The following is a 12,597-nucleotide window of genomic DNA, read 5'->3' on the forward strand; positions in this document are numbered from 1 at the left end:
TCTAATGTCGGCACCTCGTCCCCGCTATGGGGACGGCAACCCGTTTCAGTATCGCGTTCCAAGCTTACCGGAGGCTCAACGGTGACTTTCAGGGATGGCCTCCTCAAGGCCCGGGGGCAGCTGACCTTCATCGCCGCGCTGGCGATCTCGACCGGGATCATCATCTATCTCGAAGCGCTCGACACCGAGGCGCATATCCAGGGCCGGGTCGCGACGGAACTGTCCCGGCAGAGGAACGCGCCGGCGACGGTCTCGCCCGCCATCGAGGCTGCCGTGCGCACGAATCTCCAGCGCTCCGAAGCGGCTTACGGCGCCGATCCCGACAGCCCGACCACCCGGGCGGCCCTTCTGTCCACCCTCTCGTCGGCCGTGCAGCTCGGCATCCTGAGGCCCGAAGACGGCCTGACGCGGGCGCAACGGGTCGTCGCCGACATGGAACGCCGCCGCGGCGAGCCCAGCACGGTGGTGGACGCCGCGCTCGGCTCGGCCGCCGTCGCGTTCCCGTCGCTCCAGGACAGGATCGCAGGGCTCAACGCGTCGCCGAGGAGCTGACGTCAGGACCCGGGGCGGGCGATCCGCTTGACCATCCGCAGGCGGTTCTCCGATTCGTTCGACACGTACTCGACCTCGTCCATGTTCATATGGATGAGGGCCAAGCCCATGCCGCCCTCCGGGATCTCGGCCAGATCGGTCTCGTCGAAGGTGAACGGATCGTCGGATGCCTGTTCCAGGACCCCGGCCGCCATTGGAAGCGCGTGATCGATCACGTCGATCACGATCCGGTCGGCCTGGAGCCCGACGGCGACCTGGACGTCCTTGCCCTTCTCTCCGTGATAGCCGTGCTTGATGACGTTGTTGATGGCCTCGACGAGGCTGAGTTCCACGGCGTCGAGGTCGTCAGGGCCGAGGAAGTCCTCGCACAGGGCCCGCACGGCGCGTGCCAGGAGGGAGACCTTGTCGAGGTCGCTGTCGATGGAAAGGCTGATGGAGGCGACCATTCCTGTTTCTTCCTGCTCTCTCGCGGCGACCGATCAGGCAGAAAGCTGGTCGACGGCGGAATCCACGTTCGGATGAAGGGTGAAGACCTTGTCCATCCGGGTCAGGGTGAACAGTCGGCTGACCGCCCCCGTGGCGCCCGCCACCGCAAGGCTCCCCCGCGGACCAAGGCGCTTGAGGCACGAAACAAGGGCGCCGAGACCCGAACTGTCGATGAACTCGACGCCGCTCAGATCGAGGACGATCTGGTTCTGGCCGGCCTCGATGCACTTCGTGATCTCGTCCTTGAAGGCTGGCGCCCGGCTCGCGTCGATCCGCCTTTCCGACACCCGGACGACCAGGACATTGTTACGAAGATCAGTGGACAGCATCGACAGGGATCCTTTCAGGCAAGCGCTCCAGCATGAGAACGCTCAAATCGTCGTCCAGGGTTTCAGAGCCGCGCCACGTCCGCACCGCAACATCGAGCCGGTCGAGGAGCGCGCGGGTGGAATCCGTGGCATTTTCGCCGACGATGCGGCGCAGGCGTTCCTCCGAGAACTGCTCTCCGTCCTTGTCTTCGGCTTCCACCAACCCGTCCGAGTAGATCAGGAGCCGGTCGTGCGGCGCGAACTCGAAATCCAGGCGCTCATAGGCGGCCGCCGGGAACATGCCGATGGGGAACCCGCCCTCGCCGAGCATCTCGACGAGCCCGTCCGACCGGATCACCACCGGCGAGGGATGCCCCGCCTGCACGATGCTGGCCTGGTGGGTCCGGGGATGGATCTCGCCGAGGATCATGGTGAAGTACGGAAGATCCTCGGGCCAGTCGTTGTTGATCTGGGCGGCGATCTCTTCCAGGCGCATCCCCTGGGTCCGCGTCAGGATCGCCTGGGACAGGGTATGGTGACAGGCGACGGACACGAGAGCCGCCGCCGCCCCATGGCCGGCCACATCCACCTGGAAGAATCCGATCCCGCCGTCATTGCGGCGCAGCACGTTGTAGGTATCGCCGGCGATCAGGCTCGAGGGGCGGTAGAGCCCCCGGTAGCTCACGTTGCCCATGGCGGCCGCCGGAGGCAGCATGGCGCCCTGGATGACGGCGGCAGCCTCGAGATCCTTGCGAAGCTGCCGGTAGGTCTCCCTCAGGCGGGCGTGGAGAACCTGCTTCTCGTTCTGCGCCCGCTCCCGCTGGATCGCGTTGGCCTTGAAGACGCGCAGCGCGTCGTTCATCTCGCCGATCTCGTCGGCGCGCATCAGCCGCGGGAGCGGTGTGGAGAGGTCGTTGTCGGCGAGCCTCAGCATGGTCTGGCTCAGCGCCTCGAGGGGCTGCACCACCCGTCGGCGGACCACCAGGACGCTGCCGATCACCGCCGCGATCCCGAGGAGCAGAAGCCCGGACCATTGCAGGACCGACAGGCGGGCCCGGCGAAGCGTGGCCTCGAGGCGGTTGCGAGAGCTCCCGAGCAGTTCCTGCTGCAAGTGGGCGATGTTGCGCAGGGAATGGTCCGTGGCGTCGTACCATTGGGCCGCGTCGATCCCGATCGGCACCTTGCTCAGCAGGGAATTCAGAAGCGATTGCTGGAGCGGCGCGAAGGTCGAGGTGTAATCCTCCCGCGTGGCTGCGATCGCCGCGGTGACCGATGGGCTCAGAGGAGAGCCCAGTTGCCCGTCGATCAGCTCCCAGGCGAGACCGGCCCGGCCGGCATTGCGGCTGATGGCGTCGAATTCCAGCCCCTCGACGGTTCCGGGCTCCATCAGCGCGCGACTCATGAGCGCCTGGTTGCGTGCGATGCTCTCGCTCAGGATCCCGGCCTGGGTCCTCAGGTTCGCCTCCGCGCGCAGGGTTGGCTCCAGCGGTCGCTCCTGCTGGAGCAGCGTCAGGCGCGAGGATTGCAGGTCCCCGATGAGACGGGTCGCTTCCTGGAACCAGCGCGGCGCGAATTCACCGCCCCGCTGCGGCCGATCGGACGCGAGGGAGGTATCGGCCTGCCTGCGCAGCCCCCCGATATCCTCGCGGATCCGGGCCAAAGCCGCCAGGCCCGCATCGGTACTGCTGATGAAACCGGCCGTGCCCTTCAGCTCCCGTTCCGCGGCTCCGAGAAATGTGTCGACCCGGCGCCGAGCCTCTTCCAGGCTCCCGGGCCTCCCGATCCGGCGGCCTGGATCGAGCAGCGCCACGAAGGTCTGGCTTCGTTCGTTGGCGAGGGCCTCGGTTCCGAGAAGAAGCTGTTCGCGAACCGCGTTCGACGCCGCCAGGCGTTGCGCGGTCTGGTAATCGAGAAGCTCGGCGCGAATCTGGATCGAAACCGCGACCAGCAGGGCGATTCCCAGGAAAGCCGTCAATATCAGGAGGGTGTGGCGGATCTTCATGAGGCGGGATCTGCAATCGCTGCAATCGGTTTACATCACGATGGACGATTTTCTTCGCGGACTAGGAATTGATGGCCCAGCATGGCCTTAGTCGGGATGGCTTGTCGAGCGTTGCCGTTCGCCGAGACCTGCTTTTCGGCACCGCTCTTTGCACCTCTGACCTGTCCTTGCAACCGCTCCGGCGCGCAATTCTCAAGAATTGCAACCTGGTTACGGCCGAATACGAGATGAAGTGGGACGTGATCGGCGCCGATCCTCACAGGCCCGATTATTCGGCCTCCGACAGGCTCGTCGCCTTTGCGGCGGATAACGGCCTCGCCGTCCACGGCCATACGCTCTGGTGGCACGAGGCCGTCCCGGCCGCCTGGCGCGAAGGGTCGGACCGCCGGTTCGAGGAAGCGGCCCTGCGGCATCTCGAGACGACCGTGGCGCGCTATGCCGGCCGCCTGCATTCCTGGGACGTGATCAATGAACCCCTCGAACCCTCCCAGGGACGAGAGGACGGGCTGCGCCGCTCGCGGTTTCTCCATGCCCTGGGCCCCGACTATCTCGCGACGGCGTTCCGCCGGGCGGCCGATCTCGACCCGGCGGCCCTTCTGGTCCTCAACGAAATGGGCCTGGAACACGCCCATCCCGAAGCGGAGACGAAGCGGCGGATGATGCTGCGTCTCCTCGAACGGGAGCTCGCCAGAGGCACGCCGATCGGATGCCTCGGGATCCAGTCGCACCTGACAGCCCTCGAACAGCCCCGGGAGCATCCGCAGCTCCGCGCCTTCCTGCGGGAGATCGAGCGCATGGGCCTCGCCGTGATGATCACCGAGCTGGACGTCTCCGACCATCTCTGCCCCCGGGACCGGACGCGGCGCGATGCCATCGTGGCCGAGACCTACCGGGCGTATCTCGATCTCGTCCTCGCGGAGAGCGCCGTCCGCGCCGTGAGCACCTGGGGGCTGAGCGACGGCTCCACCTGGCTCAACGGGTTCAGGCCGCGGGCCGACGGAGCTCCTCAGAGGCCGCTTCTCCACGACCGCGCCTTCCGGCGCAAGCCCGCCTGGCACGCGGTCAAGGATGCCTTCGGTCATGCTCCCGCCCGCCCGGTTTCCAGTGCCTGACGCTGCCCGACCGGGGGGCGTCGCAAGGATGCGGCCATGTTATTGCATCATCCGGGCTTACCTCTCCGGTGAAGCTGGACTATGCAGGATTGCCATTGAGTGTGCGCCCGGTTGAGCCGAGCTTTGCGGAGCCGCACCCGGCCTGAGAGTTTGCGTAGAAAGGAGTTCCATGCCGTTTCCGACAGGTCCTCATGAAGAAGAGCGCCTGCGAGCTCTCCTTGAAACCGGCGCCCTCACATCCCGGGCCGATCCGGCCCTGGACGGGATCTGCGACGAGGTCCGCGCTCATTTCCACGTGCCGATGTGCACCATCACCCTGATCGACCGCGCCCGTCAGCTCATCAAGGCGGCCCGGGGCCTCGAGACCGGGGAGACCCGGCGGGAGGCGGCCTTCTGCAATTACACGATCCTGCGCGACGACGTCTTCGTGGTCGAGGACGCCTTGGCGGACGAGCGGTTCAGGTCCAACCCCTTCGTGACGGGAGCGCCCCATATCCGAAGCTATGCCGGCGCTCCGTTGATCTTCCTGAAGGATATCCGCCTCGGGGCCCTGTGCCTGCTCGATACCAAGCCCCGCGCCTTCTCCCGCGGCGACAAGGCCGAGCTTCGGCTGTTCGCCGACAGGGTCGTGCGGGAGATCGCCCGGAAGGAACTGGAATGGACCGAGCCGGCCTGATCGGACCCGCGTCAAAGCCGGATGTTGTAAAGGCGGACCCGGTGCTGTAAAGGCACACGCGCGTCTTCGGTCGCGCGCTTCCTCCTATCGGGGAACGCCTGCGCGAGGCGCTGGATCGATCCAGGCGGCAGATCGGGCCGGTCCGGGCGCGGTTGCGCCGGATGGGCCGGGTGTTCCTGCCCTCGATCGACAGGTCCTTCCGCCGTGACTTCGCATTGATGCGGCCTGGGCGGGGCACCGCACGGATGTCAGTTTCGATTAAAACAAGTGGATGTGGCGGATGAATGCTCCCGCGCCGAAAGTCTCGTTCGTTTCCTTAGGGTGCCCCAAGGCCCTGGTGGATTCCGAACGCATCATCACCCAGCTCCGGGCCCAGGGCTACCAGCTCACCAAGGAGCACGACGGGGCCGACGTGGTGATCGTCAACACCTGCGGTTTCCTCGACAGCGCCAAGGCCGAGTCGCTGGAAGCCATCGGCGATGCCATGGCGGAGAACGGCAAGGTCATCGTGACCGGCTGCATGGGCGCCGAGCCGGAGCAGATCCGCGACCAGTTCCCGAACGTCCTGGCGATCACCGGACCGCAGGCCTACGAATCCGTCGTCTCGGCCGTGCATCAGGCCGTGCCGCCGGCGCACGACCCCTTCGTCGATCTCGTGCCGCCCCAGGGCGTGAAGCTCACCCCGCGCCACTACGCCTATCTGAAGATCTCGGAGGGCTGCAACAACCGCTGCTCCTTCTGCATCATCCCCAAGCTGCGCGGCGACCTGGTCAGCCGCCCCATCGCCGACGTGCTGCGCGAGGCGGAGCGGCTCGCCCGCGCGGGCGTGAAGGAGCTTCTGGTGATCTCGCAGGACACCAGCGCCTACGGGCTCGACATCAAGTACCAGCCGAGCCTGTGGAAGGACCGGGAGGTCCGCACCCGGTTCTTCGAGCTTGCCCGGGAGCTTGGCGATCTCGGCATGTGGGTGCGCATGCACTACGTCTACCCTTACCCGCATGTGGACGAGGTCATCCCGCTGATGGCCGAGGGCAAGATCCTCCCCTATCTCGACATCCCGTTCCAGCACGCCTCCCCGCGGGTCCTGAAGTCCATGCGCCGCCCGGGCAACCAGGAGAAGACCCTGGAGCGCATCCGCAAATGGCGCGAGATCTGCCCGGACCTCGCCATCCGGTCGACCTTCATCGTCGGCTTCCCCGGCGAGACCGAGGAGGACGTGGACTTCCTGATGCAGTGGCTGAAGGACGCCAGGATCGACCGGGCCGGCTGCTTCCAGTACGAGCCGGTCCAGGGGGCGCCCGCCAACGACATCGACGGCGCCGTGCCGCCGGAGGTGAAGGAGGAGCGCTGGCACCGCTTCATGCAGACCCAGCAGACGGTCAGCGCCGGGATCCTGAAGGCGAAGGTCGGCAGGACCCTGCCGGTCATCATCGACGATCCGGGGTCCACGGTGGCGACCGGCCGCACGAAGTACGACGCCCCCGAGATCGACGGCGTCGTCTATGTGGCGTCCAAGACCCCGCTCAAGCCGGGCGAGATTGTCAACGTGCGGATCGAGGCTTCCGACGAGTACGATCTGCACGGGACCGTGGCTTAAGGCGGGCCGGTTCAGCACAACTTGACGTCATCACCGGGCTTGTCCCGGTGATCCTGCTTCTGAGAGGCGCCGCGCTTCGCCGGTTCGGGATGGCCGGCAAGATGCCGGTGATGACCGGCCAGCCATGACGCGAACGCTTCAAGCGCCCCCGATATGCGTGCTGTCGACCATCCGGACGCCCGCGGCCTCCAGATCCGCCCTCGCCTTCTCCAGCGACCCGTTCGTGTCGATCGCCCGCGAGGCGTCCTCGATCAGGAACGTCTCGAACCCGGCCTCGGCGGCGTCGAGCGCCGTCCAGGCGACGCAGAAATCGAGCGCGAGCCCGGCGCAGAAGACCCGGCGGAAGCCCCGCTCCCTCAGATAGCCCGCCAGGCCCGTCGGGGTCCGCCGGTCGGCCTCCTTGAAGCCCGAATAGCTGTCGATGCCCGCGTTGTGGCCTTTGCGGATGACGAGCTGCGCATGCGGGATGTGGAGGTCGGGGGAGATCTCGGCCCCCGGGGTGCCCTGCACGCAATGGTCCGGCCACAGCACCTGCGGGCCGTAAGGCAGGTCAGCCGTGTCGAAGGGCGCCTTGACCGGATGGCTCGACGCGAAGGAGGCGTGGCCCGCCGGATGCCAGTCCTGGGTCAGCACCACGTGGCGGAAGGCGTTCGCGAGCCGGTTGATCGGCGCGATCACGGCGTCGCCGCCGGGCACCGCGAGCGCGCCGCCGGGCAGGAAGTCGTTCTGGATATCCACCACGATGAGAACGTCGCCCTCGCCCGGCCGGATCGTCGCCTGCTCGTCCATTCGTCATCCTCCCTCGCACTGTCGACGGATAGGGGGACCGCACGAAAAAGGGCAGCCGGCTCCCGGCTGCCCCCGCGTCGTTCCGAACCCGCGACCGTTTATTGCGGGATCTTGTCCTCGATGCCCTTCACGTAGAAGTTCATGCCGAGCACCTGCTCGTCCGAGAGGGAGCCGTTGCCCTTGCACTCGATTTCCTTGCCGTCCTGGCCGAGGACCGGGCACTTGAAGGGGTTCAGCTGGCCGGACTTGATGGCCGCCTCGGTGTCCTGGGCCATCTTCTTCACGTCGTCGGGCATGTTCTTGTAGGGAGTCATCACGACCATATGGGCGTTGATGCCGCCCCAGGTGTCCTCGGACTTCCAGGTGCCGTCGAGAACCGCCTTGGTGCGGGCCACGTAGTAGTCCGACCAGTTGTCCGTGATGGCCGTGAGCTGCGCCTTCGGGGCGAAGCGCTCCATGTCGGAGGCCTGGCCGAAGCCGAACTTGCCGCGGGCCTCGGCGGCCTGGATCGGAGCCGGGCTGTCCGTATGCTGGGCGAGCACGTCCACGCCCTGGTCGAGGAGCGCCTTGGCGGCGTCGCCTTCCTTCGCCGGGTCGAACCACGTGTTGGCGAACACGATCTTGATCTTGACGTTCGGGTTCACCGACTGGGCGCCGAGATAATAGGCGTTGATGCCGGCGATCACTTCCGGGATCGGGAAGGCGCCCACATAGCCGATCACGTTGGACTTGGTCATCTTGCCGGCGATCACACCGGTGATGTAGCGGCCCTCGTGGAACTTGGCCGCATAGGTCGACAGGTTCGGGGCGCGCTTGAAGCCGGTGGCGTGCTCGAACTTGATGTTCGGGTACTTCTTGGCGACCTTCAGGGTCGGCTCCATGAAGCCGAACGAGGTCGTGAAGATCAGGTCGTGGCCCGTGCGGGCGAGCTGCTCGATGGCGCGCTCGGAGTCAGCCTCCGGCACGCTCTCCACGAAGGTCGTCGTCACCTTGCCCGGAAAGGCCTTCTCGATCGCCTGGCGGCCCTGGTCGTGCTGGTGGCTCCAGCCGAAGTCGCCCACGGGGCCCACGTAGATGAAGCCGACCTTGACCTTGTCCTTCGCCTGCGCGAAGGCGCCGGTCGCGGACAGAGCCAGGACCGCCGCCCCCGCAACGGCTCCGAAGACTTTCCCTGAAAACATGCTCGTTCCCTCGAGTTTGGATTTCCATCCTTCCGTCGCAGGTCTGAGGCGTTCTGGCAAGAATTCCTCTGCCTACACTTTGGTCAGATTAACACCAGTTTGCTCACCGGTCAGGCACGAACGGCACCCCCAGGGAGCCGGGCGCCCCGACGGCCCGGCCGCGCCGCAGGGAGAGCAGCAGCAGGGCGAGGATCGTCGCCAGGTAAGGCACCGCCGACAGGACCTGGGGCGGCACGCCGAACTGGGCCGCCTGGGCGTGGAGCTGGAGCACGGTCGCCGCGCCGAAGATGTAGGCCCCGACCAGGAGCCAGCCCGGCCGCCAGGCCGCGAACACCACGAGGGCCAGGGCGATCCAGCCGCGCCCCGCCGTCATGCCGGGCGACCAGAAGCGGGTATAGACGAGGGCGAGATAGGCTCCGGCCAATCCCGAGCAGGCGCCCCCGAACAGGATGGCCCAGAAGCGCACCCGCCAGACCGGCAGGCCGAGCGCATTGGCCGAGGTATGGTTCTCCCCGATGGAGCGCAGGGTCAGGCCGGACCGGGTCCGGGTGAGGTAGAGGGCGATCAGGATCGTCAGCGCCATCGACCCGTAGACGAAAAGGTCCTGCTCAAAAAACAGGCGGCCGATCACCGGGATGTCGCTCAGGACCGGAATGTCGATATGCGCGATCGGATCGCGCCTCGCCCCCACGAAGGGAGCCCCGACCAGGCCGGACAGGCCGAGGCCGAAGATGGTCAGCGCCAGGCCGGAGCCGACCTGGTTCGCGGCAAAGCCCAGCACCACGAGGGCGAAGAGCGCGGCCATCAGGACCCCGGCCAGCATGCCGGCCGCGACGCCGAGCAGGGTCGAGTCGAAGGTGACGGCGGCCGCGAAGCTGCAGGCCGCCCCCATGGCCATCATGCCTTCGACCCCGAGGTTGAGGACGCCGGAGCGCTCCGTGACCAGCTCGCCGAGCGCCGCGATCAGGAGCGGCGTGGATGCCGTGACGATGGTGAGAAGGATGGCCTCGAAAGTGGTCATTTGCCCCCTCCCCGGGTCACGAAGCGAATGCGGTAGCTCACCAGGGCGTCGGCCGCGAGCACGCAGAGCAGCAGGATGCCCTGGAAGGCCTGGGTCAGGTCGAGCGGCAGCTTCAGGAGAATCTGCGCGCTCTCGCCGCCGATGAAGGTCAGCGCGACCACGAGCGCGGCGATCAGGATCCCGATGGGGTTCAGCCTCCCCAGGAACGCCACCGTGATGGCCGTGAAGCCGTAGCCCGGAGAGATGGAAGGCTGGAGCTGCCCGATCTGGCCCGAGACCTCCGAGATGCCGGCAAGGCCCGCCAGCCCGCCCGAGATTGCGAAGACCGCCATGGTGGTGGCCTTCGCGCTGAAGCCCGCGAAGCGGGCCGCGCGGGGCGCGTCGCCGGTGAGTTTCAGGCGGTAGCCGAAGAGCGTGCGCCCCAGGATCACGGCGGTGAGCAGGACCGCCACCAGGGCGAACAGGGCGCCGTAATGCACCCGCCCGCCTTCCAGGACCGGATGCAGGGTCGCCGACGGGTCGAAGGTGACCGATTGCGGGAAGTTGAAGCCCTTCGGGTCGCGCCACGGGCCGCGCACCAGGTAATCAAGGATGAGCTGCGCCACATAGACCAGCATGAGGCTCGTCAGGATCTCGTTGACGCCGAACCGGGTCTTCAGGAAGGCCGGGATCAGCCCGTAGAGCGCACCGCCGACGACCCCGAGGATCAGCATGAGCGGCAGCACCCAGGCCCCGGCCTCGGTGCCGTGGGTCCTCAGGGCGAGCCAGCTGCCGAGCACGGCGCCGATCACGTACTGGCCCTCCGCGCCGATGTTCCAGAGATTCGCCCGGAAGCAATAGGACAACCCGATGGCGATCAGCGCCAGCGGAGTGGCCTTGACGGCGAGCTCCTGCAGGGACCAGGGGTCGCTCAGGGGCTGGAGCACGTAGACGTCGAAGGCCGCGACGGGCGAGCGGCCCATCAGCCAGATCACGAAGCCGGCGATCAGGAACGCGGTCACGAAGGCGGCCACCGGGGCGAGCGCCCGCATGACCGGCGAGACGCTCGCACGTGGCGTCAGCTCAAAGCGCATGAACGCCCCCCTGGCCCTGTGCAACACCCAGCATCTCCAGTCCGATCGCCTCCCTGGTCCATTCGCTCACCGGCTTGAGCGGGCTCAACTGGCCCTGGTGGATCACGGCCATCCGGTCCGCCACCTCGAACAGCTCGTCGAGATCCTGGCTGACCACGACGACCGCGCTGCCCGCGCGGGCGAGGTCGACGAGCGCCTGGCGGATGAGGCGCGCGGCCCCCGCGTCCACGCCCCAGGTCGGCTGATCGACGATGATGAGCTTGGGTCTGCGGATGATCTCGCGGCCGATGACGAATTTCTGCAGGTTGCCGCCGGAGAGCTTGCGCGCCTGCGGGTCGCCCTCGGGCGTGCGCACGTCAAATCCCTGGATGATCGAGCGGGCGAGCCGCCGGGCGGCATTGACCAGGATGAAGCCCGAGCGGCTCACTTCCGCGGACGCGTGGGAGATCAGGGTGTTCTCGCTCAGGCGATGGGTCGGCGCGGCCGCATGGCCCAGGCGCTCCTCCGGCACGAAGGCGGCGCCGAGCCGGCGGCGGGCGTCGATGCCCACCGTGCCGACCGGCTTCCCGGCGATGACGACAACGTCCGCGCGCTCGGCCGGGCGCTCGCCCGACAGGGCGGCGAACAATTCGCTCTGCCCGTTGCCCGCGACGCCCGCGATGCCCACCACCTCGCCGGCCCGGGCCACGAGATCGATGTCGCGCAGGGCCTGTCCGTGCAGCCCGGCCGGCGGGATCGACAGGCGCGAGACCCTCAGCACCTCGCCCTGGACCCGATGCGGCGCGTCGGTGCGCACCTCGCCGACCTCGTTGCCGACCATGAGGGCTGCGATCTCGCGGGCGCTCTTCGCCCGCGGGTCGATGGTGGCGACCACCCGTCCGCCTCTGAGGATCGTGGCGCGGCGGCAGAGGCGGCGCACCTCCTCGAGCTTATGGGAGATGTACAGGATGGAGCAGCCATCGGCCGAGAGCCGGTCCAGGGTGGCGAAGAGATGTTCGGCCTCCTGGGGCGTGAGCACCGAGGTCGGCTCGTCCAGGATCAGCAGCCTTGGATTCTGGAGCAGGCAGCGGACGATCTCGATGCGCTGGCGCTCGCCCGCCGACAGGGTCCAGACCGCCCGGTCGGCATCGAGCGCCAGACCGTAGGTCCGGCTGATGTCCCCGAGCTTGCTGCGGACCGTGGACAGGCTCCACTCGCCGGAGAGCGCCACGGCGATATTCTCCGCGACCGTCAGCTCGTCGAAGAGCGAGAAGTGCTGGAACACCATGCCGAGGCCGAGATTGCGCGCCTCGACCGGCGACCCGATCGAGACCGGGCGGCCCTCCCACCGGATCTCGCCCGCGCTGGGCTCGATGACCCCGTAGAGGATCTTGACCAGGGTCGACTTGCCGGCCCCGTTCTCGCCCAGAAGCGCGTGGATCTCGCCCGGCTCGATCGCCAGATCGATCCCGTCATTGGCGAGAAGGTCGCCGTAGCGCTTGCTGATGCCTTGAAGTTCGACGAGGGGCGGCCCGGATGATGATACGTCTGGCTTCACACAAGCGACTCTGGTTTCAAGGGTTGCGGCGGGCTAGAGCATCGGACGGAAAAGTGGCCCGGTTTTCCGTCCGATGCTCTCATTCAAGAAGAAAGCATCGGATGGATTCCAAAAGGGCAAGTCCACTTTTGGGTCCGATGCTTTAGAGGATCGGACCCGGAAGCGGAATGCATTTCCGGGTCCGATCCTCCATAGTCTGGCTTGGCGCATCGTGCGGACCCAGAGGGGCCGTAGGGTTCGCACGATTCGCAATGAATTTTGCC

At 67.3% G+C, this 12,597-nt stretch carries 12 protein-coding genes; 4 read left to right on the forward strand and 8 right to left on the reverse strand.

Going from position 1 to position 12,597, the window contains the following annotated elements; genetic code table 11:
* Positions 1–81: 81 nt before the first annotated feature.
* Positions 82–552: a hypothetical protein gene (locus OCW50_RS24625; protein ID WP_262299333.1), complete on the forward strand. Its 471-nt coding sequence runs from the start codon at positions 82–84 to the stop codon at positions 550–552.
* 2 nt (positions 553–554) lie between these two features.
* Here OCW50_RS24625 and OCW50_RS24630 read toward each other — a convergent pair whose 3' ends face one another.
* Genes OCW50_RS24630 through OCW50_RS24640 form a run of 3 tightly spaced genes read right to left on the reverse strand, consistent with a single transcriptional unit; the run spans position 555 to position 3,348 of the window.
* Positions 555–998: an ATP-binding protein gene (locus tag OCW50_RS24630; RefSeq protein WP_262268739.1), complete on the reverse strand. Its 444-nt coding sequence runs from the start codon at positions 996–998 to the stop codon at positions 555–557.
* 33 nt (positions 999–1,031) lie between these two features.
* The gene (locus OCW50_RS24635; RefSeq protein WP_262299334.1) at positions 1,032–1,367 is read right to left on the reverse strand and encodes an STAS domain-containing protein; all 336 of its coding nucleotides are present in this window, start codon (positions 1,365–1,367) and stop codon (positions 1,032–1,034) included.
* Positions 1,354–3,348 carry a PP2C family protein-serine/threonine phosphatase gene (locus OCW50_RS24640; RefSeq protein ID WP_262299335.1) on the reverse strand — a complete coding sequence of 665 codons (1,995 nt, stop codon included), beginning with the start codon at positions 3,346–3,348 and terminating at the stop codon, positions 1,354–1,356. Before OCW50_RS24640 ends, OCW50_RS24635 begins: the two co-directional genes overlap by 14 nt.
* A gap of 71 nt (positions 3,349–3,419) precedes the next feature.
* Here OCW50_RS24640 and OCW50_RS24645 point away from each other — a divergent pair, with 71 nt between their 5' ends.
* The 3 genes from OCW50_RS24645 (at position 3,420) to rimO (ending at position 6,733) form a co-directional block, all read left to right on the forward strand.
* On the forward strand, positions 3,420–4,460 hold the full coding sequence (locus tag OCW50_RS24645; RefSeq protein WP_262299336.1) for an endo-1,4-beta-xylanase: 1,041 nt from the start codon (positions 3,420–3,422) through the stop codon (positions 4,458–4,460).
* A gap of 169 nt (positions 4,461–4,629) precedes the next feature.
* Positions 4,630–5,136 (forward strand): GAF domain-containing protein, encoded by a 507-nt coding sequence (locus tag OCW50_RS24650; RefSeq protein WP_262299337.1) that lies wholly within the window; start codon positions 4,630–4,632, stop codon positions 5,134–5,136.
* A gap of 280 nt (positions 5,137–5,416) precedes the next feature.
* Positions 5,417–6,733: a 30S ribosomal protein S12 methylthiotransferase RimO gene (gene rimO / locus OCW50_RS24655; protein WP_262299338.1), complete on the forward strand. Its 1,317-nt coding sequence runs from the start codon at positions 5,417–5,419 to the stop codon at positions 6,731–6,733.
* Between the two features lie 138 nt (positions 6,734–6,871).
* On the opposite strand, the gene pncA is transcribed toward rimO, so the two are convergent.
* The 5 genes from pncA to OCW50_RS24680 all read right to left on the reverse strand — a co-directional run bounded on the left by pncA (position 6,872) and on the right by OCW50_RS24680 (position 12,334).
* Positions 6,872–7,522 (reverse strand): bifunctional nicotinamidase/pyrazinamidase, encoded by a 651-nt coding sequence (gene pncA / locus OCW50_RS24660; RefSeq protein ID WP_262299339.1) that lies wholly within the window; start codon positions 7,520–7,522, stop codon positions 6,872–6,874.
* Between the two features lie 98 nt (positions 7,523–7,620).
* Positions 7,621–8,703, reverse strand: a complete 1,083-nt coding sequence (locus OCW50_RS24665) for a BMP family ABC transporter substrate-binding protein (RefSeq protein ID WP_262299340.1) — start codon at positions 8,701–8,703, stop codon at positions 7,621–7,623.
* Positions 8,704–8,806: 103 nt separating this feature from the next.
* Entirely contained in the window at positions 8,807–9,724 is a 918-nt protein-coding gene (locus tag OCW50_RS24670) for an ABC transporter permease (RefSeq protein ID WP_262299341.1), read from the reverse strand.
* Complete coding sequence (locus tag OCW50_RS24675; RefSeq protein ID WP_262268730.1) at positions 9,721–10,797, reverse strand: ABC transporter permease; 1,077 nt, start codon at positions 10,795–10,797, stop codon at positions 9,721–9,723. The genes OCW50_RS24670 and OCW50_RS24675 overlap by 4 nt, the downstream gene beginning before the upstream one ends.
* Positions 10,787–12,334, reverse strand: coding sequence for an ABC transporter ATP-binding protein (locus tag OCW50_RS24680; protein WP_262299342.1), 1,548 nt, complete (start codon positions 12,332–12,334; stop codon positions 10,787–10,789). The genes OCW50_RS24675 and OCW50_RS24680 overlap by 11 nt, the downstream gene beginning before the upstream one ends.
* Positions 12,335–12,597 lie beyond the last annotated feature (263 nt).

Source organism: Microvirga sesbaniae, from assembly GCF_025460805.1.
Classification (GTDB): Bacteria; Pseudomonadota; Alphaproteobacteria; order Rhizobiales; family Beijerinckiaceae; genus Microvirga; species Microvirga sesbaniae.

Bases quoted from the DNA above. Each gene is read 5' to 3' on its own strand.
- OCW50_RS24630 (WP_262268739.1), bottom strand. From the start codon at position 998: ATGGTCGCCTCCATCAGCCTTTCCATCGACAGCGACCTCGACAAGGTC.
- OCW50_RS24635 (WP_262299334.1), bottom strand. From the start codon at position 1,367: ATGCTGTCCACTGATCTTCGTAACAATGTCCTGGTCGTCCGGGTGTCG.
- OCW50_RS24640 (WP_262299335.1), bottom strand. From the start codon at position 3,348: ATGAAGATCCGCCACACCCTCCTGATATTGACGGCTTTCCTGGGAATC.
- OCW50_RS24645 (WP_262299336.1), top strand. From the start codon at position 3,420: ATGGCCCAGCATGGCCTTAGTCGGGATGGCTTGTCGAGCGTTGCCGTT.
- OCW50_RS24650 (WP_262299337.1), top strand. From the start codon at position 4,630: ATGCCGTTTCCGACAGGTCCTCATGAAGAAGAGCGCCTGCGAGCTCTC.
- rimO (WP_262299338.1), top strand. From the start codon at position 5,417: ATGAATGCTCCCGCGCCGAAAGTCTCGTTCGTTTCCTTAGGGTGCCCC.
- pncA (WP_262299339.1), bottom strand. From the start codon at position 7,522: ATGGACGAGCAGGCGACGATCCGGCCGGGCGAGGGCGACGTTCTCATC.
- OCW50_RS24665 (WP_262299340.1), bottom strand. From the start codon at position 8,703: ATGTTTTCAGGGAAAGTCTTCGGAGCCGTTGCGGGGGCGGCGGTCCTG.
- OCW50_RS24670 (WP_262299341.1), bottom strand. From the start codon at position 9,724: ATGACCACTTTCGAGGCCATCCTTCTCACCATCGTCACGGCATCCACG.
- OCW50_RS24675 (WP_262268730.1), bottom strand. From the start codon at position 10,797: ATGCGCTTTGAGCTGACGCCACGTGCGAGCGTCTCGCCGGTCATGCGG.